This is a genomic window from Nonomuraea sp. CA-218870, from assembly GCF_050936535.1.
Taxonomy (GTDB): Bacteria; Actinomycetota; Actinomycetes; order Streptosporangiales; family Streptosporangiaceae; genus Nonomuraea; species Nonomuraea corallina.
Genome location: NZ_JBNJMN010000001.1, coordinates 3,707,366 through 3,734,088 on the forward strand (window position 1 = coordinate 3,707,366; position 26,723 = coordinate 3,734,088).

Sequence of the window (26,723 nt, forward strand, 5' to 3'; positions counted from 1 at the left end):
CCATGACGAAGCCGCGGTCTCACGACGAGGCCGCGGCTTCGCCGTGTCGGGGTCTGGCTTTTCCCGCCAGGAACAGAATACTGTTCGGTCATGTACCCGGGAGCCATCGCAGCAGTCACCCCCGACAAGCCCGCTGTGATCATGGCGGGCTCCGGTCAGGTCGTCACCTATCGCCGGCTCGACGAGGAGTCGAACCGGCTGGCCCACCTCTTCCGCGCCGCGGGCCTGCGGCCGGGCGACCACGTCGCCTTCATGTTGCCCAACCATCCGCTCTTCCTGGCCGTCGCCTGGGCGGCGCACCGGTCCGGTCTCTACTACACGGCGATCAGCTCACGCCTGCAACGCGACGAGCTGGCCTACATCGTCGACAACTGCGGCGCCCGGGTGTTCGTCTCCAGCGCCGCCCTCGCCGACGTCGCCACCTCCATCACCGCCGACACGCCGCGCGTGGAGCTGCGGCTGATGCTCGACGGCACCGCCGAGGGCTTCGAGTCGTACGAGGAAGCCGTCGCGGCGCACCCGGTCACCCCGATCGAGGACGAGGTGCAGGGCGCCGACATGCTCTACTCGTCCGGCACCACCGGCAGGCCCAAGGGCGTCAAGCCGACCCTGGCGCTGGAGCCGCTGACCGAGCCGGGCCCGCTGTTCAAGCTCATCCAGTTCCTGTTCGCGCCGTCGGCCGACAGCGTCTACCTGTCGCCCGCCCCGCTCTACCACGCGGCGCCGCTGCGCTACTGCATGACGTTCCAGCGCCTCGGCGCCACCCTCGTGATCATGGAGCGCTTCGACCCCGAGGAGTACCTGCGGCTGGTCGAGAAGTACCAGGTGACGCACTCGCAACTGGTGCCGACCATGTTCATCAAGATGCTCAAGCTGCCCGAGGAGACCCGGACCAGGTACGACCTGTCATCGCTGCGGGCCGCCATCCACGCGGCCGCGCCCTGCCCGATCCCGGTCAAGGAGCAGATGATCGAGTGGTGGGGCCCCATCATCCACGAGTACTACGCCGGCACCGAGGGCAACGGCTTCCTGTACGTCAGTTCCGCCGACTGGCTGGAGCACAAGGGCACGGTGGGCCGGTCGCTGCTGGGCCCCGTGCACGTGTGCGACGAGGAGGGCAACGAGCTGCCGCCGGGCGAGCACGGCACGATCTACTTCGAGAGCGCCGCCGTCTTCGAGTACCACGGCGACCCCGGCAAGACCCGTTCGGTGCAGGATCCGCAGGGCCGCGGCTGGACCACCCTCGGCGACATCGGCTACCTGGACGCCGACGGCTTCCTCTACCTCACCGACCGCCGCTCGTACATGATCATCTCTGGCGGGGTGAACATCTACCCGCAGGAGGCCGAGAACGTCCTGTGCGTGCACCCCAAGGTCGCCGACGTGGCCGTGCTGGGCGTCCCGGACGAGGAGATGGGCGAGCAGGTCAAGGCGGTGGTGCAGCCGGTGTCGATGGACGAGGCCGGGCCGGCGCTGGAGAAGGAGCTGATCGAGTATTGCCGCTCCCAGCTTGCCCACTACAAGTGCCCCAAGTCGGTGGACTTCCGGGCCGAGCTGCCCCGGCACCCCACGGGCAAGCTCTACAAGCGGCTGCTCAAGGACGAATACTGGAAGTGATCACCCGCTTTCCGAAGCGGTCCGCGAGCAGGGCTGATAAAGCCGTCGTTTAAGCTTTCGGCCGCCGCCGATCACCGGCTTAACCAGCTCTTACGCGGGCTTTGGCACCCTGGAGCCAGAGGAACTCTAGGGAGATGACGATGAACGCGAACGAGCCTCGCGAGCAGGGCGTCGGCGGCTGGAGCCAGTTCGGTGACACGCCGCCCACCGCCGGGGGGTTCCCCAGGCGGGACACCATGGTCATGGGTCAGCCGGTGCCTCCGCCTCCGCCCCCGCCCAGGAAGCCGGGCCTCGGGCGGAAGGCGGTCGCCGGGCTGGCTCTTGCCGCCATGGCCGTGGGCGGCGGCGTGGTGGGCGCCACCGTCGCCACCGCGTTCCAGGATCCCGTCGTGACGACCGTCAGCGCGCCGAACCCGACGTTCAGCCAGGCGTCGACCGCGCTCACCGTGGCGCAGGTCGCGGAGAAGGTGCAGCCCTCCGTGGTGATGATCCAGGGGGCGACGGGTGAGGGCTCCGGCGTCGTCCTCACCGACGACGGGCTGATCCTCACCAACAACCACGTGGCGGTGGGCGCCGGTCAGGGCGGCAGGATGAGCGTGAAGTTCAGCGACGGCAAGACCGCCACCGCCTCCGTGGTCGGCACCGACCCCGCCACCGACCTGGCCGTCATCAGGGCCGAGGGCGTGTCCGGGCTGACCCCCGCCGCGCTCGGCGACAGCGACCAGCTCAAGGTGGGCGATTCGGTGCTGGCCCTCGGCAGCCCGCTCGGCCTCGACGGGTCGGTCACCCTGGGCATCGTCAGCGCGCTCGACCGCACGCTCAACGTGGGCGGCGAGCAGCAGCAGGCCCCGCCCGGCTGGCCGCAGCAGGGCGCCGGCGGCGACGTGACCACGATCGGCGGCGCCATCCAGACCGACGCCGCGATCAACCCGGGCAACTCGGGCGGCGCGCTGGTCAACGCCGCCGGGCAGGTCGTGGGCATCAACACCGCGATCGCGACAGCGGGCAGCAACGGCAGCATCGGCCTCGGCTTCGCCATCCCGATCAACACCGCCAAGCACGTGTCCGAGCAGCTCATCAGCACCGGCAAGGTGACCCACGCCTTCCTCGGCGTGAGCGTCACCGACGCCACCGGCGACGTGCCCGGCGCGCTGGTCCGCCAGATCACGGCGGGCAGCCCCGCCGAGAAGGCCGGGCTGCAGTCGGCCGACCTCATCACCAAGATCGACGGGAAGGTCGTCGACAGCGGAGATGACGTCGTCGGGCAGATCAGAGGTTTCAAACCGGGCCAACAGGTTCAGATCACATATATGAGGGACGGCAAGGAGAACACCGTCACCGCCACCCTCGCTGAGATGCAATAACCCAGGACCCCCACACGGACGGGTGTGCCGTTGAGATCGCTGCGGACTCGGCGGCACACCCCCCCTTCACCGGGACGTCAGGAGAACCGGCGTCCCTCGTCGCGCCGGTAGGCCCAGGCGGCGGCCGCCCCGGCGGCCACCGTCCAGCAGGCCAGCACCACCAGCGGCAGCGTGCCGGGCGTGGCCCCGCCGGCCGCCCACCACACCAGCTCGCCGCCGCCCCGGCTCGGCACGTACGAGGAGATCACGTTCAGGAACCCGGGCATCACCTGCGGCGGCAGCATCAGCCCGCCCACGATCGCGAACGGGAAGAACAGGATCTGCGACACCGCGATCGCCGCCTTCGAGGGCAGCGTCAGCCCGAGGAAGAGCCCGATCAGCATGAACGGCACCGAGCCCGCCAGCACCGCGCCGATCATCCCGGCCAGCCGCGCAGGCGACAGGTCGGCCTCCGTGAAGATCGCCGCCACCAGCGTCACCGGGATCGTCGAGACCACCATGAGCGCCATCGCGGTGAGCAGCCGCCCGGCGAAGTGGGGGAGCGGCCCGGCCGGGAGCGTGCGCAGGTAGGGGTTCCAGGGCTGCTCGCGGTCCTGCGCCACCGAGATCGACAGCGCGATGAGCGCCGCCGACATGCCGCCGATCAGCATCATCGAGCCCATAGACAGCGTCGAGGCGGCCGGGTCGTCACCGACGAACGGCGCCGCGAACGCCAGCATCGAGATGGCCGGGAACAGCCCGCTGGCCAGCAGCCCGATCGGCACCCGGATCTGTTCGAGCGCCTGGTAGCGGGCGTGCGCCAGGATGAGGCTAGACATGGGCGTGCTCCTTCGCGGCGGTGATGGTCAGGAAGGCCTCCTCCAGGGAGGTGGGCCTGATCTCCAGACCCGAGAACGGGGCGCCGCTGCGCACCAGCTCGACCACGAGCCGGTCGGGGTCGGCGGTCATCAGGTGGACCCGGCCGCCCTCGCGCTCCACGGCCGCCACGCCGGGCAGCTCGGGCAGCTCGCCGGCGTCGAGCGAGACCCGCCGCACGCCGACCACGTCACGCACCGCCCGCATGGTGTCGTCGGCCAGCACCCGGCCGTGGCCGACGACCACCACCCGCTCCGCCAGCGCCTCGATCTCCTCCAGGTAGTGGCTGGTCAGCAGGACGGTGCCGCCGTCCTCGTGGAAGGCCTTGACGCCGTCCCACAGCGCCCGCCTGGCCTCGACGTCGAGCCCGGTGGTCGGTTCGTCCAGGAACACCAGCCGGGGACGGCCGGCGAAGGCGAGCGCCACGGCCAGCCGGCGCTTCTGCCCGCCCGACAGGCCGCCGATCTGCCGCTTGACCAGGTCGCCGAGGCCGAACCGGTCCAGCAGCTCGGCCTTGGCCGCCCGGCGGGGGAAGTGGGAGGAGACGAAGTCCACGATCTCGCCCACCCGCAGCACCTCGGGCAGCCCGGTCTCCTGCGGCGTGACGCCGATGCCGCGCCGCACCGCCGGGTCGGACGGTGAGCCGCCGAGCAGCTCGACCATGCCGGAGCTGGGCCGGCGCAGCCCCACGAACAGGTTGATCAGCGTGGACTTGCCCGCGCCGTTGGGGCCCAGCAGGCCCACCAGCTCACCGGCGCGGATGTCGATGGACACCCGGTCGAGCGCGATCACGTCGCCGTAGCGGCGGGTGGCCTCGACCGTTCTGGCGAGGACTGTCATGGAGCGCCTCCTGCGGAGTCCAGTAGGGAACGGATGGCCTTGGTGTAGTCCTCGAGCGCGAGCCGCCCCCGCGTGGTCATCGACACGTACGTGACGGGGGTGCGGCCCCTGTGGGTCTTGGTGATCCGCACGTAGCCGGCCTCTTCGAGCTTGGTCAGGTGGACGGACAGGTTGCCCGCGGTCATGCCGAGCAGGTCCTTGAGCGAGGGGAAGGCGATCTCGTCGCCCTCGCAGAGCGTGCTGAGCGTGACCATCACGCGCAGCCTGGCCTGCGCGTGGATGACCGGGTCGAGCTCGGGCGCGGCCTCCCCGGAGGTCATGCGCGCCGCCGCAGCAGGATGCCGGCGGCGATCTGGCCGCCGCCCAGGAGCACCGCCGACAGCAGCGCGTGCCAGCCGGCGCCCAGGATGACGCCCAGGCCGTTGACGGCGGCGACCCACACCCCCATGAAGAACATCGGCCACTGCCCGAAAAGCGCACCGCCGGCCATGTAGAGGACCGCCACCACGAGCAGCGACACCCCCGCCCACAGCAGGCCCGCCCCGAGCGGGTCGAGCGCGGGGCTGAACCTCGCGCAGATCACCGACATCAGCACCATGCCGACGAACCAGGCGTAGCCGTACATCATGCCCTTGGCGGAGCTCTCACCCCGGACCTGGGAGCTCATCCGGACGATCCCGGTCGCCGCGAACGCACCCGCGACCACCTGCAGCGAGAGATGGATGCCCAGGGCGGCTGGGTGGCTGATCGGCGCGTAGGGGACGCCGTCGAGCCCGTAGCGCAGGAAGAGCACGCCGAAGCCGAGCAGCCAGGCGACGCCCCACGGCGTGTAGAGGAGCAGCGGGTCGCCGTGCAGCGCTCTGACCGCGGTGGCGCGCTGCGCCTCGATGAGCCGGAGCGTCTCCTCGGGGGAGGCCACCCGCTCGCCGTCGTCTGCCATCTCAACTCCTCTTGGCACCAAACTGGTTTGTACTGTAAACTAGATTGCCGTGCCAACACAACGGGCGGCGGGCCCGTGAAGTTCCTCAGCGGCGGGTGAGCGCCTCCGACTCCCAGAGATCCCGGTAGTAGCCGGGCCGGGAGACCAGCTCGTCGTGGGTGCCGCGCTGCGTGGCGCGGCCGTCCTCCAGCACCACGATCTCGTCCACCCGCTCCAGCCCCTTGAGGCGGTGGGTGACGAGCAGCGTGGTCCGGTCGTGCGTGACGTCCAGCAGATCGGCCATCAGCTCGTCGGCCGTCTCCTCGTCCAGCGCCTCGGCCGGCTCGTCCAGCAGCAGCACCGGCGGGTCGAACAGCAGCGCCCTGGCCAGCGCGAGCCGCTGCAGCTGTCCGCCGGACACGGTGCTGCCGTCCTCGCCCAGCTCGGCGTCCCAGCCGGTGCGCTCCACCCAGCGTTCCAGCCGCGCGTCCCGCACGGCCCTGGCCAGCCGCTCGTCGTCGGCCTCCGGGCCCGCCAGGCGCAGGTTGTCGCGGAGCGTGGTCCGGAAGACGTACGGGTCCTGCGTGAGCCCGGTCATCATGGCCCGCACGTCGTCGGAGGCCAGATCACCGATGTCCACGCCATTGATCCTGATATTTCCGGACTCGGGGTCGACGAGGCGCATGAGCGCCGCCAGGATCGTGCTCTTGCCCGCGCCGCTCGGCCCCACCAGCGCCACCCGCCTGCCCGGGGTCAGCGTGAGCGACACCCCGTCCACGGCCGGCCGGCCGCCGGGCACGTGCCGTACCACGAGGTCCTCGACCTCGACCGTCAGCGGGCCCGGCGGGGGAGCGGCCGGCGTGCCCGGCTCCGTGACCGCAGGGGGAACCGCACGGACCTCGCGCAGGCGGCGCAGCGCCGCCGCGATGCCGGCGTACCGCTCGCCGGCGGCGGCCAGCGGCAGCACCGGCTCGAACGCCACCAGGGCCGTCAGCGCGAGCACGGCCGTGCCGACGGTCCCCACTGCGCTCGCCTGCGCGATCAGCACGATCGCGACCACGGTCAGCACCTGCACCAGCGTGCCGCCGGCCAGCGCGGTGGCGTGCACCCGGGCCTGACGGCGTTCCAGCCGGCCCAGCGCGTCGCCCGCCTCCCGCGCGTCCTTCAGCGCCCTGTCCCCGGCTCCGTACGCGGACAGGTCGGCCGCGCCGTGCACCAGGTCGGCCACCCGGCCGGCCAGCTCGGCCCGCGCCGGAGCCATCCGCGCCGACCACCGGCGTGCCGCCGCGGCGGTGCCCGCCGGCAGCAGCACCCCGGCCAGCAGCAGCCCGGCGAGCAGGACCAGCGCCGTGGCGGGCAGGATCGTCAGCCCGATGACCACCGCGGTGAGGCCCGCGACGGCGGCCGCGGCGGCGGGCAGCAGGCAGCGCACGAGCAGGTCCTGCACCGCGTCGGTGTCGTCGACCATGCGGCTCAGCAGATCGGCGCCGCCGACCCTGGGCCGCTGCGGCGGGATCAGCGACTCGTAGAGCCGCTCCCGCGTGCTCGCCTGGGCCCGCAGCGCCACGTCGTGGCCGGTCAGCCGCTCGGCGTAGCGGAACACGCCGCGGCCGGTGGCGAAGGCCCGGGTGGCCACGATCGCCACGCTCAGCGCGGCCAGCGGCGGCTGCTCGGCCGCCCGCGTGATCAGCCAGGCGGCGGCGGCGATCAGCCCGAGCCCGGCGAGGTCGGCCGCGGCCCCGGCCAGCACCGCGTAGACCAGCCGCGTCGTCATCCGGTTCCTCATCGTTCGGCCCGCCCGCTCGTCGTGATCTCCTCGCCGGTCCTCTCCTCGCGCGGGTCCGCGTCCCGGGGCGGAGACGTCGTGTCCGAGACGACGCGGCCCTCGTGGACGCGGATGACGCGGTCCGCCAGCTCGATCATGGCCGGCCGGTGGGCCACGACGACGGCGGTGCGGCCCTCGCTCAGCTCGGCGGTCGCCGCCACCACGGCGGCCTCGCTCCGGCCGTCCAGCCTGGCCGTCGGCTCGTCCAGCAGCAGGACCGAGGTCGCGGGGCGGCAGAAGGCGCGGGCCAGGGCGATCCGCTGGCGCTGCCCGGCGGACAGGTTGGCGCCCCGCTCGCCGACCCTGGTCCCGTAGCCGTCGGGCAGGTCGTCGACGAACTCGTCGGCGTAGGCGGCGCGGGCGGCCCGCCGCACCTCGTCCATGGAGGCCGACGGCCTGCCGAGCCGGATGTTGTCCGCCACCGACGTGGTGAACAGGTGCGCCCGCTGCGGCACGAACGCCAGCCGGGCCCGCCACGCCTCCAGGTCCAGCGTGCGCAGGTCGGCCCCGTCGACCAGCACCCGGCCCTCCGAGGGCGGCACGAAGCCGAGGAGCAGGTTGAGCAGCGTGCTCTTGCCGCTGCCGCTCTCGCCGACCAGCGCCACCCGCTCGCCCGGCTCGATGGTGAGGCTGACCCCGGACAGCGCCGGGTCCTCGCGTCCGGGGTAGCGCACGGTGACGTTCTCCAGCTCGATGCGCGGCTGTTCGGACGCGGGTGCGGCAGCGGCACGCCCGGCCTCCTCCGGCGCGGGCTCGTCGTCCGAGCGGTCCAGTACGGCGAAGGCCGCGTCGGCGGCGGCCACGCCCTCCATCGAGGCGTGGAAGCGGGTGCCCATCGCGCGCAGCGGCAGATAGGCCTCCGGGGCCAGCAGCAGCACCAGCAGCGCCGTGTGCAGGTCCAGCGTGCCGCCGAGCAGCCGCAACCCGATGGGCACCGCCACCAGGGCCAGCGACAGCGACGCGCACAGCTCCAGCACCAGCGACGACAGGAAGGCCACCCGGAGCGTGCGCATGGTGGCCGAGCGGTGCGTGTCGGCCACCTGGCGGATCACCGTCGCCTGGTAGCGGGCCCGGCCGAAGGCGCGCAGCGTGGGCAGGCCGCGCACCACGTCCAGGAAGTGGCCGCCGAGCCGGGTCAGCGCGCGGTACTGCCGCTCGGTGACGGCCTTGGTGGTCATGCCCACCAGCGCGCCGAAGATGGGGATCAAAGGCAGCGTGACCAGCACGATGATCGCGCTGGCCAGGTCGGCGACCAGCAGCCGGATCAGCACCGCCAGCGGCACCACCGCGGCCACCGCGATCGACGGCAGGTAGCCGGTCAGGTAGTTGTCCAGGCCGTCCAGCCCGCGCCCGGTCAGCGTCACCAGCTCGCCGGAGCGGTGGCCGGCCAGCCGGACCGGGCCGAGCTCCCTGAGCCGGGTCAGCAGGCGGTGCCGCAGCGCCGACTTCACCCCGGTGGCGGTGTGCCCGGCGAACACGCCCTGCGTCCACGCCAGCAGCGCCCGCAGCGCCACCACGCCGGCCACGACCGCGAGCGCGACCGCGGTGAACCTGCCGGACAGCACCCCGGCCAGCACCTCCGCCTGTACGAGCACCAGCAGCCCCGCCAGCATGGCCGCCGCGAACGTGACGGTCAGGTGCCGCAGGACCGGCTGCTCTCCCCGGATCAGGCGGAGTAGATCCTTGTGCACGAGCGCCTCAGAAGAACGAAGGGTTTCGGTCGGCGTCCTTACCGGGACGGAAAGTACGCCATATCCATACTTGCGCCCCGACCATGAGGGGCGCGAACGGAAGGACCATGAGACTGAGCACATTCAGCGTAGCGGCCGGCGCGCTGTGCTCGATCAGGTAGGACATCGCGCCGCCCGCCAGGGCCAGCGCCGGCAGCGCGGCCACCGCCGCCGACGCCGCCAGCGCCCGGCCGGTGCGCGCGGGCCCCGCGAAGCCCGGCAGCCGCCAGCCCAGGAAGACGCGGCCGTGCCAGGCGAACAGCAGCGTCACCGCCGCGCCCATCAGCAGCCCCACCGGGTGCATGAGCGGCCCGGCGAACCCGGTGGCCGCGGCGTGGATCACCAGCCCCCAGCCGAACGACAGCCAGAGCGAGCCCAGCGCGATCGTCCCGTCCCAGAACGCCCGCCACCGGGAGCCGCCGATCCTGCGCCGGAACCACAGCCCGGCATCCCGCAGGATCCAGGCCAGCAGCATGGCCACCACCAGCGGGTAGATCGCCGGGAGCAGCTCGCCCTCCAGCAGCGGGTAGACGCCGAACAGCGTCCCGGCGAGCGCGACCAGCCACACCTCGTTGGCGAGCACGTACGGCCCGATCGCGGCGACCATGCGGTCCCGGTCGTCCCTGCTCCTGCCGAGGACCGGAAGCAGCAGGCCGACCCCCAGGTCGAAGCCCTCCAACGCGAAGTAGCCGGCCAGCAGGGCGGCGAAGACGGCGAACCAGATCAGCTCCATCGGGACGCTCCTAGAGGCTCAGCGCGGGCGAGCGCTGCTCGGAGGCGGAGGCGCCGAGGGCCAGGTCGCGCGGGCCGCGCCTGACCATCCTGGCGATGAGCACGTAGTCGACGACGGCCAGCAGCCCCAGCACGACGGCGAACCCGGTGAAGGAGGCGGTGACCATGCCGGGCGTGAGGCCCGGCGTCATGGCGTCGGCCACGGTGAGCTTCTCCCAGATCATCCACGGCTGCCGGCCCAGCTCCCTGGCCAGCCAGCCGAGGATGGACAGCACGAAGGGCAGCGGCGTCAGCGCCATCAGCAGGGGGTGCGCCCACCGCCAGCGCGGCAGCTTGGCGATCAGCGGCAGCATGAACAGCAGCACGACCAGGGACAGCAGGTTGCCGCCTTCCATCATCAGCGCCAGCGGCACCGAGGCCGCCGGGTCGTCGTCGAACTTGCCCTCCTGGACGTGGCCGAACTGGGAGTAGCCGAACGCGACGGTCAGCGCGATGCCGATGGCCGCCGCCACGATCCCGGTCCGCAGGGAACTGGTGAAGAACTCCCGCTCCTCGGTGCGCCGCCGCAGCTGGTAGGCGCTGGCGCCGACGAGCACCATCGCCCCGGTGAACAGCCCGGCGCCCAGGACGTGCGGCAGCGCGAACACCAGCGTGTCGTTGGTGAACAGCGCCCCGGCGTCCACCAGCGCCAGCCGGTCGCCGGAGACGACCGCCCCGGCCGGGTTCTGCAGGAACGAGTTGGCCACCATGATGAAGAACGCGCTGGCGTACGCGGTCGCGGCGACCATCCAGATGCAGGCGAGGTGCGCCCACGTCGGCAGCCGTCCCCAGCCGAAGATCCACAGCCCCAGGAACGTCGACTCCAGGAAGAACGCCACCAGCGTCTCCATGGCGAGCGGCGCGCCGAACACGTCGCCCGCGTAGTGGGACAGCCCGCTCCACGACAGCCCGAACTGGAACTCCATCACCAGGCCGGTGACGATGCCGAGGGCGTAGTTGACGACGTAGATCTGCCCCCAGAAGCGGGTCATCCGCTCGTGCAGCGGCCTGCCGGTGCGCGCGAACCGCGTGTTCATGATCGCCACCAGGGGCGCCAGTCCCAGGGTGAGCACGACGAACAGGAAGTGCAGGCTTCCGGTCACGGCGAACTGTAAGCGGGCCAGGTCGAGTGCTTCCATCTCTCCACTCCGTCATAGTGTAGACAGTCTACGTATAGACAGACTACATGTAGGCTATCTACATGACAGACGGATGCTTAGGATCGTGGCCATGAATCCCGACGCGCTCCGCGGCCACATGGACGCCCTGCTGCTCTCGGTGCTCGAACGGGAGCCGCTGCACGGCTACGCCATCATCGAGGCCCTGCAGGAGCGCAGCGGAGGCGCGCTCAACGTGCCGACCGGCACCGTCTATCCGGCGCTGCGCAGGCTGGAGCGGACCGGCTGTCTGGAGAGCGCGTGGGACACGGTCGGCGGACGCAAACGGCGCACCTACCGCCTCACCGACGCGGGCAGGCGGCAGCTGGAGGGGGAGCGGTCGGCCTGGCAGGCCTTCACCAGCGCTATCGGGAGCGTGCTGCGGCCGGAGGCCAAGCCTTCCGGCTCAGCATGACGCACCGGGTCGCGCAGTAGAGCTGCGTTCCGGCGAAGGCGTAGGTCAGCACGTTGGCCAGGATGACGGGGGCGGAGGTCAGCGTGCTCGCGGGCAGCTGCGCGGCCTGGGAGACCAGCAGGCCGAGCAGGGTGTTCAGCGGCAGCAGCAGCCAGACCGAGAGGCCCAGCGAGCGTGTCACCAGGCGCGGCCTCGGGATCCAGCGGGCCCGCCGGCTCAGGGCCAGCAGCGCCAGCCCGCCGTAGAGGCCGACGGCCAGTTGCAGGACGTCGAGCAGCCGGGACGCTGTCGGGAACCACTCCGGCCGGCCGGACGGCACCCACGTCCCGGCGGGCTGGAAGGACCAGATCAGGCTCCAGGCCAGCACGGTCGCCGGCACGCTGACGAACAGCAGCAGCCCCAGCCTGCGCCCCGCCGCGGCGGTCAGCTCCTCCTGGTAGCCGGGCGCCACGTCGCCGACCGGGCCGAACTCCTCGACCGCCCGCCGTTCCGCCTCCGTCCGGGGCAGGCCCCGGGCCTGGTAGGCCTCGGCGCAGTCGAGCAGGCTGTGCCGGGCCTCGACGACCAGGTCGCGCTTCGGACCGTACGGCCCGGACAGGGCGCGTCTCAGCTCGGCCGCGTAGTCGTCGATGAGCATGGGCCTCAGTCTAAGGAGCGGGAGGGCCCGTCCCCATAGGGGATCTCCCTGATATCAGAGGCTTGATAGGTAGGAAAAATCCTACATATAGTGGGCGGCATGCTCATCTCACATGTCGTCACCGTGACCGTGCCAGTCTCCGACCAGGACCGCGCGCTCGCCTTCTACACCGGCGCCCTCGGCTTCGAGGTCCGCTCCGACAACCCGTTCCCGATGGGCCGCTGGCTCACCGTCGCGCCCAAGGGCGCGGAGAGCTCGCTGCTGCTCGCCTCCTGGTTCCCCGGCATGGCGCCGATCGGCGGGCTGGTGGTCGCTGCCCCCGACGTCGACGCCCTGGCCGACCGGCTGCGCGAGCACGGCGTGCAGGTCCAGGGGCCCAGCGACGAGCCGTGGGGCCGCCAGCTGCTGTTCCAGGACCCGTTCGGCAACGGCTTCGTGGCGACCGGCGGATGACCGCCGACCCCGTCTTCGCCGCGCTGGCCAGCCCCGCCCGGCGCGAGCTGCTCCGGCTGCTGCTGGAGGAGGGAGCGCAGCCCGCGGGCCGGCTGGCCGACCGGTTCGACATGAGCCGGCCGAGCGTGTCGGAGCACCTCAAGGTGCTCAAGGACGCCGGACTGGTGGCCGAGACCCGCAAGGGACGCGAGCGGCACTACCGGCTGGAGGCCGAGCCGCTGATCCACGTGCGCGACTGGCTCGTCCCGTACGAGCGCTTCTGGCGTGAGAAGCTGGCCGGTCTGCGCGGGCTCCTGGACGAGATGGAGGACGACCATGGCTGACGACCCGACCGCCATCCGGCTGGACGAGTTCCTCGCGCACCCGCCGGCCAAGGTCTGGCGCGCGCTGACCGAGCCCGAGCTGGTGGCCCGCTGGCTCATGCCCGGCGACATCAGGCCCGAGGCGGGACACCGCTTCACCTTCACCACGGCGCCCAACGAGCGGGCCGGCTTCGCCGGGGTCGTGCACTGCCAGGTGCTGGAGGCGGAGCCGGAGAAGCTGCTCAAGCTGAGTTGGAGCGACGGCCGGGTCGACTGGACGGTCACCTGGCGGCTGGAGCCGGAGGGCCGCGGCACGCGCCTGTTCCTCGACCACGAGGGCTTCGATCCCGACGACCCGATCCAGCGGATGTCGCGCCGGATCATGGGCGGCGGCTGGCGGACCGTGCCCAGGAAGATCGCCGAGGTGGCGGCGACGCTCTAGACGTGGCGGGCGTGGGGGCTCTGGCGGGAGGAGCGACCGCGAGAGGAGCGACCGAGGGAGGAGCGGCTGCGGGAGAGCCAGCGCAGCATCGGCAGGCTGATGCTCACCCGCATGCCGTGACCGGTGAGCGCGAACGTGCACTCCTGCAGCCGCACGCCCGCCGGGTGCGCCAGCCCGGCGAACCGGCAGGCCGACAGGTCGAGCCCGTGCAGGGCCAGGCTGGCCGCGTCCACCTCGTTCAGCGACGTCAGCGTGGACGAGCCGCGCCCGGTCACCGTCGCCGGGCCGCGCAGGACCGCGCCCTCCAGGTCGGCCTGGGAGTCGGTGAGCCGCACCGTCGTGGTCCCCGCCACCACGAGCCGGCGCAGATCCACCCCGCAGCCGCGCACGGCCAGGTCCAGGGCGCCGTCGGCGCGCGCCCGCGCGGCCGAGAACCGGCCGGTGGCCGACAGGTAGGCGTCGGCGGCGAAGCGCGCCGCGTCGAACCCCGCGCTGCCGCTCACCTTGCGGAAGGAGAGCGTGCGGCCGAACCGGGCGCCCCGGAAGCTCGCCGCCTCGCCCAGGCTGGCCCCGTCGAAGGTCGCGTACCCCTCGAACCGGGCGGACTCGCAGGACAGGCCGTGCCCGAACACGGCCTGGCTGAACAGCGCGTCCCTGGTCATCACCGCCCCGTCGAGCGAGACGTGCCCGCGCACCGGCACGCCGTGGAACGACAGCTCCCTGGCGAAGCGGACGCTCGCCAGGGACAGGTTGCCCTCGAAGCGGGCGCCGAAGAACGACGCCAGCCGCTCGAACCTGGCGCCGTCGAGCGACACGTCGCCCGCGAACGTCACCCCCGCCAGGCGCACGTCCCCGGTGAAGCGGGCCCGGTCCAGCCGGGCCCGGCCGGGCCTGCTCCGGGTGGCCGCCACGACGCGGCGCAGCAGGTCGCCGCTGAGCGTGGTGCCGCGCAGGTCCAGCAGCCGTCCGGGCTCCATCCCCGCCAGCACGACGGCGACCTCGTCGTGGGGGAGGTGGGCGAGACAGCGGTCGTAGGGGCGGCGGGCGATCCCGGTGCAGGCCGCCGATTGCGCGCAGGTGACCCAGTCCATGCACTGGTCATACCCGGGAGGCGGCCCTGTCAAGGTTCGGCCATGGAAGCTTGTGGTCACATCTCTGTAGACACCTGTCACGGGCCCTGGGCCTAGAGTGCCGCTTATGCATGCTTTATACCGGGCCACCTGTGCCGCGCTCACCGCGGCCGCGCTCGTCGCCGGCCTCCTGCCGGCATCCGCATCCGCGTCCGCGTCCGCATCCGCATCCGTGACGCCCACCGGCCCCTGCGACACCCCGCCCGACCGGGAGATCGCCGAGGTCCAGGGCAGCGGCGCCGCCACCCCGCTCGCGGGGCGGACCGTCCGGGTGGAGGGCGTGGTCACCGCCGACTTCCAGCGCGCCGACCAGCTCAGCGGGTTCTTCCTGCAGGACCCCACGCCGGACGCCGACCCGGCGACCTCCGACGCGCTGTTCGCCTTCGCCCGCGACTCCTTCCAGGACGTGAAGGTCGGCGACCGCGTGCTCGTCACCGGCAGGGCCGTCGAGTTCAACGGGTGGACCGAGCTGTCGCCCGTCACCGCCGTGGACGTCTGCGGGACCGGCTCGGTCGCGCCGCTGCGCCACCGGCTGCCCGCCACCGACCTGGAGCCGGTGGAGAACGTGCTGCTCACCTTCCCCCAGCGGCTCACCGTCAACGACACCTACAACCTGGGCCGCTTCGGCGAGGTGACGCTCTCCTCCGGCGGCAGGCTCTTCCAGCCGACCGACCGGCCGGGCGTGGACGCCGCCGAGAACGCCCGCCGCTCCCTGCTCGTGGACGACGGCTCCAACCAGCAGAACCCGGCCACGCTGCCGCCCATCGTGCGCGCCGGCGACAGCGCCACCGGCGTCACCGGAGTCCTGGGCTACGGCTTCGGCGTCTACCGGCTGCAGCCCACGGAGCCGATCCGCTACCAGGCCACCAACCCGCGCCTGCCCCGGCCCTTCCCGGTGCTCGGCAACGTCAAGGTGGCCTCGTTCAACACGCTCAACTGGTTCACCACGATCGGCTCGCGCGGCGCGAACACCGCCGAGGAGCAGCAGCGTCAGCTCGCCAAGCTCGTCGCCGCGATCAAGGGCATCGACGCCGACGCCATCGGCCTCATGGAGGTCGAGAACAACGGACAGGTCGCCCTGGACGCGCTGGTCGACGCGGTCAACGCCGAGATGGGCGCGGGTACGTACGCGGCGCTCACCCACCCCTTCCCGGGCACCGACGCGATCCAGGTCGGCCTCATCTACAAGCCGGGCAGGCTGACCCCGGTGGGCGCGGCCCGCTCCTCGCAGGACCCGGTGTTCAGCCGGCCGCCGCTCATCCAGAGCTTCCGCCGCAAGCACGGCGGCCAGCCGTTCACCATGGTCGTCAACCACCTCAAGTCCAAGGGCTCCTGCCCCGACGGCGGGCCCGACGCCGACCAGGGCGACGGCCAGGGCTGCTGGAACCCCACCCGGGTGCGGCAGGCGCAGGCGCTGCTCGGCCTCATCGGGGACCTGCCGGCCCCGCTCGTGCTCGGCGACCTCAACGCCTACGGCGAGGAGGACCCGATCGGCACGCTCGAAGCCGGCGGCCTCACCAGCCTCACCAAGCGGTACGTGCCCGCCCCGCTGCGCTACAGCTACCTGTTCGACGGGCTGGCCGGCGAGCTCGACCACATGATGGCGAGCAGGCAGCTGCTCAAGCGCGTCACCAGCGTCGCCATCTGGCACGCCAACGCCGACGAGCCTCGCGTCCGCGACTACAACACCGAGTTCAACCCGCCCGGCCTGTACCGGCCGGACGCCTTCCGCTCCTCCGACCACGACCCCCTGGTCGTCGGCCTCACCCTGCCGGGACGCTGACCCCCGCTCGATCCACGGGCCGGGCCGCCCGGCCCGGCCCGTGGCATGGAATGCTGGTGAGGGGTACGTGGTTGTCACGGAGGCAATCACCGGAAGCGGACCGACGTCAGAGGAGCCACTTGTGGCGACCATCGAAGTAACCGAGACGAACTTCAACGACATCGCCGACAAGGGGATCGTCCTGCTCGACTTCTGGGCGGAGTGGTGCGGTCCTTGCAAGATGTTCGGCCCGATCTTCGAGAAGGCCTCGGAGCAGCACCAGGACATCACGTTCGGCAAGATCGACACTGACCAGGAGCAGGCGCTCGCCCAGGGCTTCGACATCAGGTCCATCCCGACCCTGATGGCCATCCGCGACGGCATCGTGGTCTTCGCCCAGCCGGGCGCCATCCCGGCCCCGGCCCTCGACGACCTCATCCGTCAGGTGCGCGCGCTCGACATGGAGGAGATCAGGGCGGAGCTCGACAAGGAGCTCAAGAACGCCCAGCAGAACTGACCCGCACCGGCACGGCCCCGCCCTCGGGCGGGGCCGCCGTGCCGTCCGGGGTCGCGCGGGTCACTGCTTGCGGCCGACCCCCGCGTAGCCCGGGCTGCGCCTGGAGCCCGCCACCCGCTCCTCCTCCTCAGGTCGCCAGTCGCCCGGGTCCACCAGGCCCGGCTCCAGCAGCTCGTAGCCGTCGAAGAAGCGCAGGATCTCCTCGTGCGTACGCAGGTGGAGCGCCGCCGTCGACTGCTTGTAGACCTCCAGCGCCTGCGGGGTGAGGTCGGGCTTGGCGTCGATGGCGTGGCTGAGCACCAGATAGCTGCCGGGCGCGCTCACCTCACGCAGCCGCGCGATCAGCCCGTACGCCTCCTCGTCCGACAGGAAGTGGAGGATCGCCAGCATCATGAACGTGACCGGCCGGTCGAAGTCGATCAGGGGCCGGAGCTGTTCGAGCAGCTCATCCGGCTTGCGCGCGTCACCGTGCAGGAAGTCGACCCCGGTGCCGCGCGCCAGCAGCGCCCGGCCGTGCGTGCACACCACCGGGTCGTTGTCGACGTAGACCACCTGCGAGCCCACCGCGATCTCGTGGGTGTTGCCCTGCGTGGGCAGCCCGGCCCCCAGGTCCACGATCTGGTCCACGCCCTTGTCGGTCACCAGCCGGACGGCCCGGCGCAGGAAGCCGCGGTTCTCCTGGGCGTGCTGCTTGGTGTCCGGGAACAGCTGCAGGATGCGTTCGGCCGCCTCCCGGTCCGCCGCGAAGTTGTCCTTGCCGTCGAGGTAGTAGTCGTACATCCTCGCGACATTGGGCACGTTCGGATCGACGCCGTCCGGAGCTCTGTCCACCACATCTCCCATGATTACCGGGCTTGTGCCGCTGATCATAAGTGATGTTCCGGGCCACCGTGCGACGATGGCCCGGAAACGCGAGGATCGCTCAGCCGCGGTAGAGCTCGGCCACCCGGAAGGCCAGATCGAGCGACTGGCCCCGGTTGAGCCGCGGGTCGCAGGCCGTCTCGTAGCGGGTCGCCAGGTCGCCCTCGGCGATCTCGTGGCCGCCGCCGACGCACTCGGTCACGTCGTCGCCGGTGAACTCGATGTGGATGCCGCCCGGGTGGGTGCCGAGCGCGCGGTGGACCTCGAAGAACCCGGCCACCTCGTCGAGCACGTTGTCGAAGCGCCGGGTCTTGTGGCCGCTCGGCGCCTCGAACGTGTTGCCGTGCATCGGGTCGCACACCCAGGCCACCTGCGCGCCCGCGGCCGTGACCTCCTTGACCAGCGGAGGCAGGTGCTCGCGGATCTTCGAGGCGCCCATCCGGGTGACGAACGTGAGCCGGCCCGGCACGTTGTCCGGGTTGAGCTTCTCGACCAGCGCCAGCGCCTCCTCGGGGGAGGTGGTCGGGCCCAGCTTGACGCCGATCGGGTTGCGGATCCGGGAGAAGAACTCCACGTGCGCGCCGTCGAGCTGACGGGTGCGCTCGCCGATCCAGACCATGTGCGCCGACACGTCGTACGGCAGCCCCGTGCGCGAGTCGATGCGGGTGAGCGCCTGGTCGTAGTCGAGGATCAGCGCCTCGTGCGAGGAGTAGAACTCCACCGAGTGGAACTCCTCCGGCTCGGCCCCGCAGGCCCGCATGAAGGCCAGCGCCTGGTCGATCTCGCGGGCCAGCCGCTCGTAGCGCCGGCCGGCGGGCGACTCGGCCACGAAGTCCTGGTTCCACGCGTGCACCTGGCGCAGGTCGGCGTAGCCGCCCTTGGTGAAGGCGCGGGCGAGGTTGAGCGTGACCGCCGAGGAGTGGTAGGCCTTGAGCAGCCGCCACGGGTCGGGCCTGCGCGTCTCCGGGGTGAAGTCGAACCCGTTGACCATGTCGCCCCGGTAGGCGGGCAGCTCCACGCCGTCGCGCACCTCCGTGCCCTTGGACCGCGGCTTGGCGAACTGGCCGGCCAGGCGGCCGATCTTGACCACCGGCACCTTGCCGGCGTAGGTGAGCACGATCGCCATCTGCAGGAGGGTCTTGAGCTTGTTGCGCACGTTGTCGGCGGTCGCGCCGGCGAACGTCTCCGCGCAGTCGCCGCCCTGCAGGACGAACGCCTCGCCCCTGGTGACGGCCGCCAGGTCCTCCTTGAGCTGGTCACACTCTCCCGCGAACACCAGCGGGGGCAGGCCGCCGAGCTCGGCGACGACCTTGTCGAGCTCGGCGCGGTCAGGCCAGTCGGGCTGCTGGGCCGCGGGCAGGGCTCGCCAGGAATCGAGATTCAGCGAATTGCTCAATGCGCTCACGACATACGAGGGTATTCCACCGGGTCCACCAGGCCGACCGCGATGTCCACGTAGTGAGAAGGCCGTTCCATATTCGGCGGCGTCCGCGCTCCCGGCCGGACCGCCGCCCGGGACACCTGGATAGTCCGAATTGTGACCTCAAGGGAGAAGACGGGCCGCTGCTGGTGACGGATAGTGCTGGGCATGCGAAGATCAGCGGTGCTGGTGATGATGCTCGCCGCCGTCATGGCCGCGCCCCAGACGGGGGCTGCCGCCGGGACGGCGGCCGAGCCCGGGACGGCGACCGTGACGCCCGTCCAGGTGACGGGCGCGCCGGAGAAGCGGTTCAACCTGGTCGTGATGGGCGACGGATACACCGAGGCCGAACAGGACAAGTACCGCCAGGACGTCGACCGCCACCTCAACGTGATGTGGTCGATCGAGCCGTTCAAGTCCTACCGCAACTACCTGAACGTCTATCGGATCGACATCGTCTCCGGCGAGTCCGGCGTCAGCTGCGACCCCGACCTGACCTCGCCCCGCAGGAGCACGCCGCTCGGCATGGGCTTCTGGGGCCGCTGCAACCCGGGCAGCGTGCAGCGCCTCATCACCATGGACAACGCGGCCGCCACCCGGTACGCGAACCTGGTCACCGGCACCTCCTCCGCCAACCGCCAGATCCTCGCCCTGGCCAACAGCGGCACGTACGGGGGAGCGGGCGGCGCGTACGCGACCGCCTCCGGCAGCAACGCCATGTCCGCCCTGATCAGCCCGCACGAGCTGGGCCACTCGCTGGGCGGCCTGCAGGACGAGTACGACTACTACCAGCGGGGCGTCCCCGGCGGCCCGTACACCGGACCGGAGCCGGGCTCGGCCCACCACACGCTGCTCACCGAGCGGGAGATGCGCGACCAGCGCAGGAAGTGGTGGCGCTGGCTGGGCGAGCCCAGCGAGTCGGGCGGCCCGATCGCCCGCTACGAGGGCGGCCTCTACGCGGGCACGGGCGTCTGGCGGCCCAGCGCCCACTCGATCATGAAGAGCCTCGGCTACTACTTCGACCAGGTCGGCCGCGAGGTCATGACCGAGCGGATCACCGCCAAGACCATGGTCATCCAGGACTCCACCCCGACCGTCGCCCCCGTCGGCGCCGACCGGGTGCTCTGGGTCGAGCCGATGCGCCCCGTCAGCCACGGGCTGGTCACCACCTGGACCGTCGACGGCGAGAAGCTGGACGGCGACCGCGACGCCCTCGACCTGCGCACCCTGGACCTGGCCCCCGGCACGCACACGGTCACCGCCACGGTCACCGACCCGACGGACTTCGTCCGCGACCCCGCCGTCCGCGACGCCATGACGCGCACCCGCGCCTGGACCGTGGACACCACGCTCACCACCCCGCCGGACGGCGTGGAGCCGGGCCTCGTCTCCTCCACGCCGGTGAGCCGGCCGGTCGGCCGGGACGAGGTGGTGTACGTGGAGACCACGCACCCCGCCACCGCCGTGCCGGAGGTCGTCTGGCGGCTCGACGGCGAGCGCGTCGGCGGCACCGCCGCCGAACTCGACCTGGGCGCGCTCGATCTGACCGGCGCCCACGAGCTGACCGCCTCGCTCGGCGGCGACACCCGCGCCTGGACGGTCGACGCCACCCCGCCCGCCACCGGCTACGAGCTGTCGGAGCCGCTGGCCCGGGCCGGCGACACCTACGTCTACAACGGCCCGTTCACCATGCGGCTCACCGGCTCCGACGACCGCGACGGCCACCTGGTGCAGGAGTCGCGGGTGGACGGCGACGGCTGGTTCAACTACTTCGGCTGGCCCACCTCCTCCGAGCTGCCGTGGACGTTCAGCGAGGAGGGCACCGTCATCGACCACCTCCTGTTCGGCAAGCTGCCGCGCGGCCGGCACACGGTCGAGTACCGCACGATCGACGCCGCGGGCAACTACGGCGAACCGGGAGAGTTCACCGTCACCACGATCGCCCCGCCGCCCGCCTGTACCCGCACGATCACCGGCGAGCACCGCGGGCCGCTGACCGTCACCGGCGGCGTCACCTGCCTCGACGACGCCCGCGTGAGCGGCCCCGTCGTCGCCGGGCCCGGCGCCTCCCTCGTGGTCACCGGCGGCCGGATCACCGGCCCGCTCACCGCCTCGGGCGCCGCCGCCGTGCACCTGCTCGGCGCGCGGCTGGACGGCGCGCTGAGCGCCGACCGGACCGGCTCGCTGCAGATCGTCTCCGCCGACCTGCGCGGCGCAGTCCTGCTCACCGGCAACGACGCGCCGATCCTGTCGGGCAGCACGGTCAGGGGCGCGCTCTCCTGCACCGGCAACACGCCCGCCCCCGCCGACCTGGGCGTGCCCAGCACGTTGCGCGGCGCCGGGGCCGGGCAGTGCCGTGAGCTAGGCGACGGTCCCCGTGGAGAGAGGTACGAGGCGGTCCAGCACCTCGGCGAGTGAGGCCGTGGACAGATCGCGCAACCGGGCGTACTCGGCCTCCGGATACTGCCGGGGGCCGTTCTCCACCAGCAGGATCAGGTAGAGGTACGCGCGGTACAGATCGAGCCGTACGTGCGCGGCGGGGGTCAGCTCGAACGGGGTGACCTCGCGGTAGCCCACCACGAGCGGATCGTCCTCGCGAAGGTCGGCGAAGATCGTCGGGGTGATGAACTCGGCCAGCGGGTCGCCCCAGAACGCGCGCTCGTGGTCGATGATCGCCTGGATGCGGGGACGAGGCCCCGACAGGTCGAGGAACACGTTGCCCGGCCAGATGTCGAAGTGGACCAGCTGGGGCGTGGTCACCTCGTCGAGCGCGGGCGCGGCGGCCGCCAGCAGCTCGCGGATGCGCGGCACCGGCGCGGGCAGCGGCGTCGGGTAGCGCACCGTGTCGCCGAGCAGCGCGTCCACCATGGCGAGGTACGCCTCGCGCCACGTCGAGCCGGTGATCCCGGCGTGCGGGTAGCCGAACACCGGGCCCGTCACGGCGTTCAGCCGCGCCAGGTGCCCGCCCAGCTCCCTGCGGAGCCGCGCCTCGCACCCGGGCGTGATCCCACGCCGGGCCACGCCCCCACGACCGTCCTCTTCACGGGTGGCGCCGTCCTCGGGGCCGTCGTCACGGGGGACGTGGTTCCACGAGACGCCGTCGAGGGCGGCCAGCATCAGGTAGTCGCCGCCCAGCACCGGATCGTCGAACCCGGCGCGCAGCAGCGTCGCCACCGGGACCCCCGCCGCCGCGGCCAGCTCGTAGGCCGACGCCTCCATCCGCAGCAGGTGGCGTTCGTAGCTCAGCTGGTCGAGGCCGGGCGGCGGGGACAGCTTGCAGACCACGTCGCGGCCGTCGTCCAGGCGCAGCCGCCACACCGCGTTCGCGAAGCCGTCGGTCAGCTCGGCGTGCTCGGCCACGCCGGCGCCGAGCGCCCGCCGGGCCAGCGCGTCGAGCTCCTGCCCGGATAACCGGCGCTTGGTCCTGCTGTCCACCCGCACCCTCCTCAGGCCGTGGCCCCCGCGGGCCGGACCGCTAAGCCGACGCCCGCCGCACCAGGTGGGTGTCGAGGATCACCACCGGCTGGCGCAGCTCCTCGCCGTGGATGCGGGCCACCAGCAGCAGCGCCATCTGGCGGCCCATCGCCTCCGTCGGCTGATGGACGGTCGTCAGCGGCGGGTCGGCGTGCAGGGCCGCCTTCGAGTCGTCGAACCCGATCACCGCCACGTCGTGCGGAACGGCCCGGCCGGCCGACTTCAGCACCCGCAGCGCGCCGAGCGCCATCGGGTCGGAGGCGGCGAACACGGCGTCGAGACCGGGATGGGCGGCCAGCAGCTCGGCCATCGCCACCTCCCCGCTCTCCTCGGAGAAGTCACCGTAGGCGACCAGCTCCGGCAGGCCGGAGGGCAGCAGCGCGTCGCGGTAGCCCGCGAGCCGGTCGACGCCCACGCCCATGTCCTGCGAACCGGCGATGGCGGCGATGCGGGTGCGGCCGAGGCTCAGCAGATGCTTGACCGCCTGCCTGGCTCCGGCCCGGTTGTCCATGTCGACGTAGCTGTAGGGCGCCAGGCCGACGGGGCGGCCGCCCAGCACGGTCGGCACGCCCATCGCCTCCAGCCTGGCCGGCAGCGGATCGTCGCCGTGCAGCGACAGGAGCAGCACGCCGTCGACGTGCTGTCCTGTCAAATAGTGCTGCAATCTGGCGTGCTCCTCGGGGGTGCGCGCCATGGCCAGCAGAAGTTGCAGGCCGGTCTCCGACAAGGCCGAGCCGATGCCGCGGATCGTGCCCGCGAAGTAGGGCTCGTCGAAGAGCCGGCCCTCCGACTCGGACACGACCAGCGCGACCGTGTCGGTGCGGCGGGTCACCAGGGTCCGGGCCGCCCTGTTGGGGACGTAACCCAGCTCCTGGATCGCCGCCTGCACCGCGTCCCGCGCCCGCTGGCTCACATTGGGGGAGCCGTTGATGACTCTCGACACCGTGCCTCGGCCGACCCCGGCCCTGGCGGCGACTGCCTCAAGAGTCGGTCGGTTCATGGTTCCTATTCTGCCGGATGATCTCGGCATACCACGTCGCGCTGTCCTTCGGCAGTCGCTCCAGCGTCTCGTAGTCGACCCGTACGATGCCGAAGCGCTTTCCGTAGCCCCAGGCCCACTCGAAGTTGTCCATGAGCGACCAGGCGAAATAGCCCTCCAGCGGCACCCCGGCGTCGATCGCCTCGCGGCAGGCGCGCAGGTGGGCCTCGACGTAGGCCCGCCTGTCGTCGTCGCGCACCCGGCCGTCCTCCAGGATGTCCTCGAACGCGGCGCCGTTCTCCGAGACGACCAGCGGGGTGCGCGGGTAGTCGCGCGCCACCCGGGTGAGCACCTCGACCAGGCCGTCCTCGTCGATCTCCCAGCCCATCGCGGTGACGGGGCGGCCGCCGTTCACGAACGAGACGTGCTCGCTGCCCACCCAGGGCGAGGCCGTGTCGGTGGGCGCCGCGGCCGCCGAGGCCCGGCCGCCCGGCGCCCCGGACACCGTGAACCGGCTGTAGTAGTTGACCAGCAGCACATCGATCGGCGCGTTGATGGTCTTGAGGTCGCCGTCCTCGATGAAGGACAGGTCCATGCCCAGGTCGTCGAGGACGTCCTGGGGATAGCGGCCGGTCAGCAGCGCGTCGAGGAAGAACCGGTTCTGCAGCCCGTCGATGCGGCGTGCGGCGTCCAGGTCGGCCTCCGAGGCCGTGGCGGGGGTGATCGCGTACAGGTTGACGCAGCCCCCCACCCGGCGCGCGCCCATGGACTGGACGGACAGCCCGTGGGCGAGGTTCAAGTGGTGCGCGGCCCGGATGGCGTTCTCGGGCTCGCGGCGTCCCGGAGCATGCTCGCCCGAGGCGTATCCGAGGAAGGCCGCGCACCACGGCTCATTGACGGTGCTCCACGTGTGCACCCTGTCGCGCAGCGCTTCGTGCACGACCGCCGCGTAGTCGGCGAAGCGCAGCGCCGTGTCCCTGACCGGCCAGCCGCCTCTGTCCTCCAGGGCCTGCGGCAGGTCCCAGTGGTAGAGCGTCAGCCACGGGTCGATCCCGCGCGACAGCAGCTCGTCGAGCAGGCGCTTGTAGAAGTCGAGACCCTTGTGGTTGACGGCGCCGGATCCGGTGGGCTGCACCCGGGGCCAGGAGACCGAGAAGCGGTACGCGCTCAGCCCCAGATCGGCCATGATCCGTACGTCGTCGCGGTAGCGGTTGTAATGGTCGATGGCGACGTCCGCGTGCTCGCCGCCCACCACCCGGCCCGGCGTCTTGGTGAAGGTGTCCCAGATCGAGGTGCCGCGGCCGTCGGCCGTCACCGCACCCTCGATCTGGTAGGCCGAGGTGGCCGCACCCCACGCGAATCCTGTAGGGAATCGCAGCTCGGAGCGGGTCTGTTCCTCCTGAGTCGTCACGCCTTGACCGCACCTTCCATCAGGCCGCCGACGATCTGACGGCCGAACAGCACGAAAACAATGAAGAGAGGGAGCACTGACGCCGCGGTGCCGGTGAACAGCATCACGTAGTCGGTGCCGTGGGCCTGGTTCAGCGCCGCGATCGAGGTCTGCACCACCGGGTTCTCCGGCAGCAACACGATGAGCGGCCACATGAACTCGTTCCACGTCTGCATGAACACCAGCAGGGCGAGCACCGCCATGCCCGGCCGGAGCGCGGGCAGGATGACTCTGCGGTAGATGCCCAGCGTGGAGGCTCCGTCGACCCTGGCGGCCTCGACCAGCTCGTCCGGCACCGCCTGCGAGGCGTACTGGGTCATCATGAAAACGCCGAACCCGTTGACCAGGAACGGCAGGATCACCGCCTGGAGCTGGCCGGTCCAGCCGAGCGTCACCATGAGCTCGTACAGCGGCACGATGCCCATCTGCTGCAGCGGCACCATCATGGTGACGAGGATCAGCCCGAGCAGGATCTTCGAGCCGCGGAAGCGCAGCTTGGAGAAGGCGAAGCCGGCCAGGGTGGAGATGAACACCACCGACACCGTCACGGTCGTGGCCACGATCGCCGAGTTGATCAGGCCCGTCATGAAGTAGGCGTCCTCGGTGGTCAGCAGCCGCTCGACGTTCTCGCCCAGGTGGCCGCCCGGCAGGAAGGGCGGCGGGTTGTCGAGCGCGTCGTCGTTCGTCCGCGTCGCCATGATGAACATGTAGTAGATGGGATAGGCCGACAGCAGCAGCGCGAGGGCGAGCACGACCTTGGTGAGAGGCCCCGCGTCCCACAGCCGGTTGACCGATTGCCTGGTCATCGTGCACCCCCGATGCGGCGCGTGAACCAATAGTTGATCATGGTGCCGACGAGGATCAGCACGAACAGCAGCCAGGCCGCGGCCGAGGCGTAGCCGATCTCGAAGCCGCCGCGGAAGGCCTGCTCGACGATGAACATGGCCACCGTCTGATACTGGCCGGTGGTGCCGCCGGTCATCATCTGCTCGCCCTCGAACATCACCGGCTCGGTGAACAGCGTCAGGCCGCCGATGGTGGAGATGAAGACGACGAAGACGATGGTCGGCCGGAGCATCGGCAGCGTGATCTGCCAGAACTGCCGGCGCGCGGAGGCGCCGTCGATGGCCGCTGCCTCGTACAGGTCCTTGGGGATCGTCTGCATGGCGGCCAGCAGGATGATCGCGTTGTAGCCGGTCCAGCGCCAGTCGACCATCGTGGCGATGGCGATCCAGGCGGACCACTTCTCGTTCTGCCAGGCGATCGGCTCGATCCCGGCGAGTCCGAGTATCCAGTTGAACAGGCCGTAGTCGCGGCTGTAGAGCTGGCTGAAGACGACCGCCACCGCGACCACCGAGGTGATCATCGGCAGCAGCACGCCCAGGCGCAGCAGCAGCCGGCCGCGCAGGCGCTTGTTGAGCGCGTTGGCGAGCAGCAGCGCCAGGATCAGCTGCGGCACGGTGGCCAGCACGAACATGCCGACCGTGTTGAAGACCGCGTTCCAGAACTCGGCGTCGGCGATCAGCTCGGCGTAGTTCGCCAGGCCCGCGAACTCCCGTTCGCCGGCCAGCTCCGCGTCGTGCAGCGAGAGCCAGAAGGTGTAGAGCAGAGGGAAGACGCCGAAGACGGCGAAGAGCAGGAAGTAGGGCGAGACCAGGAGATAGGGCATCCCCTTGAGGTCGAAACGCCCGATCCGCCTGCTCGGCCTGGCCCGCCGGGGCGACGCGTGCCGGGGCGGCGGCGCGAGTTGGAGTGTCATGGAAGCCTTTCGAGCCAGATCGGGAGTGGCGCCCGCCCGGAGCG

The 26,723-nt window shown here is 71.7% G+C and carries 26 protein-coding genes; 9 read left to right on the forward strand and 17 right to left on the reverse strand.

What is annotated here, in order from left to right:
* The first annotated feature begins 90 nt into the window (after nucleotides 1-90).
* Both ACQEUU_RS17930 and ACQEUU_RS17935 read left to right on the forward strand, forming a co-directional pair.
* A complete protein-coding gene (locus tag ACQEUU_RS17930; protein ID WP_433067247.1) occupies nucleotides 91-1,617 on the forward strand; it encodes an AMP-binding protein in 1,527 nt (508 codons plus the stop codon).
* Nucleotides 1,618-1,757: 140 nt separating this feature from the next.
* Nucleotides 1,758-2,981, forward strand: coding sequence for a S1C family serine protease (locus ACQEUU_RS17935; RefSeq protein ID WP_433067250.1), 1,224 nt, complete (start codon nucleotides 1,758-1,760; stop codon nucleotides 2,979-2,981).
* A gap of 77 nt (nucleotides 2,982-3,058) precedes the next feature.
* Here ACQEUU_RS17935 and ACQEUU_RS17940 read toward each other — a convergent pair whose 3' ends face one another.
* From ACQEUU_RS17940 to ACQEUU_RS17975, 8 genes are all read right to left on the reverse strand, one after another.
* On the reverse strand, nucleotides 3,059-3,799 hold the full coding sequence (locus ACQEUU_RS17940; RefSeq protein WP_433067253.1) for an ABC transporter permease: 741 nt from the start codon (nucleotides 3,797-3,799) through the stop codon (nucleotides 3,059-3,061).
* Nucleotides 3,792-4,676: an ABC transporter ATP-binding protein gene (locus ACQEUU_RS17945; protein ID WP_433067256.1), complete on the reverse strand. Its 885-nt coding sequence runs from the start codon at nucleotides 4,674-4,676 to the stop codon at nucleotides 3,792-3,794. Before ACQEUU_RS17945 ends, ACQEUU_RS17940 begins: the two co-directional genes overlap by 8 nt.
* Entirely contained in the window at nucleotides 4,673-4,996 is a 324-nt protein-coding gene (locus ACQEUU_RS17950; RefSeq protein ID WP_433067259.1) for a transcriptional regulator, read from the reverse strand. The genes ACQEUU_RS17945 and ACQEUU_RS17950 overlap by 4 nt, the downstream gene beginning before the upstream one ends.
* Nucleotides 4,993-5,616 (reverse strand): hypothetical protein, encoded by a 624-nt coding sequence (locus tag ACQEUU_RS17955; RefSeq protein WP_433067262.1) that lies wholly within the window; start codon nucleotides 5,614-5,616, stop codon nucleotides 4,993-4,995. The genes ACQEUU_RS17950 and ACQEUU_RS17955 overlap by 4 nt, the downstream gene beginning before the upstream one ends.
* Nucleotides 5,617-5,701: 85 nt before the next feature.
* A complete protein-coding gene (gene cydC / locus ACQEUU_RS17960; protein WP_433067265.1) occupies nucleotides 5,702-7,369 on the reverse strand; it encodes a thiol reductant ABC exporter subunit CydC in 1,668 nt (555 codons plus the stop codon).
* Nucleotides 7,370-7,377: 8 nt separating this feature from the next.
* Nucleotides 7,378-9,111 carry a thiol reductant ABC exporter subunit CydD gene (gene cydD, locus ACQEUU_RS17965; RefSeq protein ID WP_433067268.1) on the reverse strand — a complete coding sequence of 578 codons (1,734 nt, stop codon included), beginning with the start codon at nucleotides 9,109-9,111 and terminating at the stop codon, nucleotides 7,378-7,380.
* A 7-nt stretch (nucleotides 9,112-9,118) separates the two neighbouring features.
* Nucleotides 9,119-9,883 carry a cytochrome d ubiquinol oxidase subunit II gene (locus ACQEUU_RS17970; protein ID WP_433067271.1) on the reverse strand — a complete coding sequence of 255 codons (765 nt, stop codon included), beginning with the start codon at nucleotides 9,881-9,883 and terminating at the stop codon, nucleotides 9,119-9,121.
* Between the two features lie 10 nt (nucleotides 9,884-9,893).
* Entirely contained in the window at nucleotides 9,894-11,060 is a 1,167-nt protein-coding gene (locus ACQEUU_RS17975) for a cytochrome ubiquinol oxidase subunit I (protein ID WP_433067273.1), read from the reverse strand.
* A 91-nt stretch (nucleotides 11,061-11,151) separates the two neighbouring features.
* On the opposite strand from ACQEUU_RS17975, the gene ACQEUU_RS17980 reads away from it, so the two are divergent.
* Nucleotides 11,152-11,493 carry a PadR family transcriptional regulator gene (locus ACQEUU_RS17980; RefSeq protein ID WP_433067277.1) on the forward strand — a complete coding sequence of 114 codons (342 nt, stop codon included), beginning with the start codon at nucleotides 11,152-11,154 and terminating at the stop codon, nucleotides 11,491-11,493.
* Here ACQEUU_RS17980 and ACQEUU_RS17985 read toward each other — a convergent pair.
* The gene (locus ACQEUU_RS17985) at nucleotides 11,444-12,130 is read right to left on the reverse strand and encodes a permease prefix domain 1-containing protein (RefSeq protein ID WP_433067279.1); all 687 of its coding nucleotides are present in this window, start codon (nucleotides 12,128-12,130) and stop codon (nucleotides 11,444-11,446) included. The genes ACQEUU_RS17980 and ACQEUU_RS17985 overlap by 50 nt on opposite strands.
* 99 nt (nucleotides 12,131-12,229) lie before the next feature.
* Here ACQEUU_RS17985 and ACQEUU_RS17990 point away from each other — a divergent pair, with 99 nt between their 5' ends.
* Genes ACQEUU_RS17990 through ACQEUU_RS18000 form a run of 3 tightly spaced genes read left to right on the forward strand, consistent with a single transcriptional unit; the run spans nucleotide 12,230 to nucleotide 13,327 of the window.
* The gene (locus ACQEUU_RS17990; RefSeq protein WP_433067282.1) at nucleotides 12,230-12,583 is read left to right on the forward strand and encodes a VOC family protein; all 354 of its coding nucleotides are present in this window, start codon (nucleotides 12,230-12,232) and stop codon (nucleotides 12,581-12,583) included.
* On the forward strand, nucleotides 12,580-12,906 hold the full coding sequence (locus ACQEUU_RS17995; RefSeq protein ID WP_433067284.1) for an ArsR/SmtB family transcription factor: 327 nt from the start codon (nucleotides 12,580-12,582) through the stop codon (nucleotides 12,904-12,906). Before ACQEUU_RS17990 ends, ACQEUU_RS17995 begins: the two co-directional genes overlap by 4 nt.
* Nucleotides 12,899-13,327 carry an SRPBCC family protein gene (locus tag ACQEUU_RS18000; RefSeq protein WP_433067287.1) on the forward strand — a complete coding sequence of 143 codons (429 nt, stop codon included), beginning with the start codon at nucleotides 12,899-12,901 and terminating at the stop codon, nucleotides 13,325-13,327. Before ACQEUU_RS17995 ends, ACQEUU_RS18000 begins: the two co-directional genes overlap by 8 nt.
* On the opposite strand, the gene ACQEUU_RS18005 is transcribed toward ACQEUU_RS18000, so the two are convergent.
* A complete protein-coding gene (locus tag ACQEUU_RS18005) occupies nucleotides 13,324-14,418 on the reverse strand; it encodes a pentapeptide repeat-containing protein (protein ID WP_433067290.1) in 1,095 nt (364 codons plus the stop codon). The two genes, ACQEUU_RS18000 and ACQEUU_RS18005, sit on opposite strands and share 4 nt — an antisense overlap.
* 211 nt (nucleotides 14,419-14,629) lie before the next feature.
* On the opposite strand from ACQEUU_RS18005, the gene ACQEUU_RS18010 reads away from it, so the two are divergent.
* Both ACQEUU_RS18010 and trxA read left to right on the forward strand, forming a co-directional pair.
* Nucleotides 14,630-16,240 (forward strand): ExeM/NucH family extracellular endonuclease, encoded by a 1,611-nt coding sequence (locus ACQEUU_RS18010; protein ID WP_433067293.1) that lies wholly within the window; start codon nucleotides 14,630-14,632, stop codon nucleotides 16,238-16,240.
* Between the two features lie 121 nt (nucleotides 16,241-16,361).
* The gene (gene trxA / locus ACQEUU_RS18015) at nucleotides 16,362-16,736 is read left to right on the forward strand and encodes a thioredoxin (RefSeq protein WP_433067295.1); all 375 of its coding nucleotides are present in this window, start codon (nucleotides 16,362-16,364) and stop codon (nucleotides 16,734-16,736) included.
* Between the two features lie 60 nt (nucleotides 16,737-16,796).
* Here the strand turns inward: trxA and ACQEUU_RS18020 are convergent, their stop codons facing one another.
* Complete coding sequence (locus tag ACQEUU_RS18020) at nucleotides 16,797-17,567, reverse strand: SAM-dependent methyltransferase (RefSeq protein WP_433067298.1); 771 nt, start codon at nucleotides 17,565-17,567, stop codon at nucleotides 16,797-16,799.
* A 91-nt stretch (nucleotides 17,568-17,658) separates the two neighbouring features.
* The gene (locus ACQEUU_RS18025) at nucleotides 17,659-19,002 is read right to left on the reverse strand and encodes a class II 3-deoxy-7-phosphoheptulonate synthase (protein WP_433067301.1); all 1,344 of its coding nucleotides are present in this window, start codon (nucleotides 19,000-19,002) and stop codon (nucleotides 17,659-17,661) included.
* 183 nt (nucleotides 19,003-19,185) lie between these two features.
* On the opposite strand from ACQEUU_RS18025, the gene ACQEUU_RS18030 reads away from it, so the two are divergent.
* A complete protein-coding gene (locus ACQEUU_RS18030) occupies nucleotides 19,186-21,435 on the forward strand; it encodes a M64 family metallopeptidase (protein ID WP_433067303.1) in 2,250 nt (749 codons plus the stop codon).
* On the opposite strand, the gene ACQEUU_RS18035 is transcribed toward ACQEUU_RS18030, so the two are convergent.
* From ACQEUU_RS18035 to ACQEUU_RS18055, 5 genes are read right to left on the reverse strand one after another with little or no spacing between them, the layout of a single operon-like run.
* A complete protein-coding gene (locus ACQEUU_RS18035; protein ID WP_433067305.1) occupies nucleotides 21,379-22,452 on the reverse strand; it encodes a phosphotransferase family protein in 1,074 nt (357 codons plus the stop codon). The genes ACQEUU_RS18030 and ACQEUU_RS18035 overlap by 57 nt on opposite strands.
* Nucleotides 22,453-22,492: 40 nt before the next feature.
* On the reverse strand, nucleotides 22,493-23,491 hold the full coding sequence (locus ACQEUU_RS18040; RefSeq protein WP_433067308.1) for a LacI family DNA-binding transcriptional regulator: 999 nt from the start codon (nucleotides 23,489-23,491) through the stop codon (nucleotides 22,493-22,495).
* On the reverse strand, nucleotides 23,472-24,881 hold the full coding sequence (locus ACQEUU_RS18045; protein ID WP_433067311.1) for a GH1 family beta-glucosidase: 1,410 nt from the start codon (nucleotides 24,879-24,881) through the stop codon (nucleotides 23,472-23,474). The genes ACQEUU_RS18040 and ACQEUU_RS18045 overlap by 20 nt, the downstream gene beginning before the upstream one ends.
* Entirely contained in the window at nucleotides 24,878-25,726 is an 849-nt protein-coding gene (locus ACQEUU_RS18050; protein WP_433067313.1) for a carbohydrate ABC transporter permease, read from the reverse strand. Before ACQEUU_RS18050 ends, ACQEUU_RS18045 begins: the two co-directional genes overlap by 4 nt.
* The gene (locus ACQEUU_RS18055; protein WP_433067316.1) at nucleotides 25,723-26,679 is read right to left on the reverse strand and encodes a carbohydrate ABC transporter permease; all 957 of its coding nucleotides are present in this window, start codon (nucleotides 26,677-26,679) and stop codon (nucleotides 25,723-25,725) included. Before ACQEUU_RS18055 ends, ACQEUU_RS18050 begins: the two co-directional genes overlap by 4 nt.
* Between the last annotated feature and the right edge of the window lie 44 nt (nucleotides 26,680-26,723).

What these genes read in the sequence shown, in the direction of transcription:
- ACQEUU_RS18050 (WP_433067313.1), bottom strand. Translation starts at nt 25,726, where the DNA reads ATGACCAGGCAATCGGTCAACCGGCTGTGGGACGCGGGGCCTCTCACC.
- ACQEUU_RS17985 (WP_433067279.1), bottom strand. Translation starts at nt 12,130, where the DNA reads ATGCTCATCGACGACTACGCGGCCGAGCTGAGACGCGCCCTGTCCGGG.
- ACQEUU_RS17990 (WP_433067282.1), top strand. Translation starts at nt 12,230, where the DNA reads ATGCTCATCTCACATGTCGTCACCGTGACCGTGCCAGTCTCCGACCAG.
- ACQEUU_RS18040 (WP_433067308.1), bottom strand. Translation starts at nt 23,491, where the DNA reads ATGAACCGACCGACTCTTGAGGCAGTCGCCGCCAGGGCCGGGGTCGGC.
- ACQEUU_RS17970 (WP_433067271.1), bottom strand. Translation starts at nt 9,883, where the DNA reads ATGGAGCTGATCTGGTTCGCCGTCTTCGCCGCCCTGCTGGCCGGCTAC.
- ACQEUU_RS17995 (WP_433067284.1), top strand. Translation starts at nt 12,580, where the DNA reads ATGACCGCCGACCCCGTCTTCGCCGCGCTGGCCAGCCCCGCCCGGCGC.
- ACQEUU_RS17955 (WP_433067262.1), bottom strand. Translation starts at nt 5,616, where the DNA reads ATGGCAGACGACGGCGAGCGGGTGGCCTCCCCCGAGGAGACGCTCCGG.
- ACQEUU_RS18000 (WP_433067287.1), top strand. Translation starts at nt 12,899, where the DNA reads ATGGCTGACGACCCGACCGCCATCCGGCTGGACGAGTTCCTCGCGCAC.
- ACQEUU_RS18005 (WP_433067290.1), bottom strand. Translation starts at nt 14,418, where the DNA reads ATGGACTGGGTCACCTGCGCGCAATCGGCGGCCTGCACCGGGATCGCC.
- ACQEUU_RS17930 (WP_433067247.1), top strand. Translation starts at nt 91, where the DNA reads ATGTACCCGGGAGCCATCGCAGCAGTCACCCCCGACAAGCCCGCTGTG.
- ACQEUU_RS17940 (WP_433067253.1), bottom strand. Translation starts at nt 3,799, where the DNA reads ATGTCTAGCCTCATCCTGGCGCACGCCCGCTACCAGGCGCTCGAACAG.
- ACQEUU_RS17975 (WP_433067273.1), bottom strand. Translation starts at nt 11,060, where the DNA reads ATGGAAGCACTCGACCTGGCCCGCTTACAGTTCGCCGTGACCGGAAGC.
- ACQEUU_RS18055 (WP_433067316.1), bottom strand. Translation starts at nt 26,679, where the DNA reads ATGACACTCCAACTCGCGCCGCCGCCCCGGCACGCGTCGCCCCGGCGG.
- ACQEUU_RS17935 (WP_433067250.1), top strand. Translation starts at nt 1,758, where the DNA reads ATGAACGCGAACGAGCCTCGCGAGCAGGGCGTCGGCGGCTGGAGCCAG.
- ACQEUU_RS17950 (WP_433067259.1), bottom strand. Translation starts at nt 4,996, where the DNA reads ATGACCTCCGGGGAGGCCGCGCCCGAGCTCGACCCGGTCATCCACGCG.
- ACQEUU_RS17980 (WP_433067277.1), top strand. Translation starts at nt 11,152, where the DNA reads ATGAATCCCGACGCGCTCCGCGGCCACATGGACGCCCTGCTGCTCTCG.
- cydC (WP_433067265.1), bottom strand. Translation starts at nt 7,369, where the DNA reads ATGACGACGCGGCTGGTCTACGCGGTGCTGGCCGGGGCCGCGGCCGAC.
- ACQEUU_RS17945 (WP_433067256.1), bottom strand. Translation starts at nt 4,676, where the DNA reads ATGACAGTCCTCGCCAGAACGGTCGAGGCCACCCGCCGCTACGGCGAC.
- ACQEUU_RS18030 (WP_433067303.1), top strand. Translation starts at nt 19,186, where the DNA reads ATGCGAAGATCAGCGGTGCTGGTGATGATGCTCGCCGCCGTCATGGCC.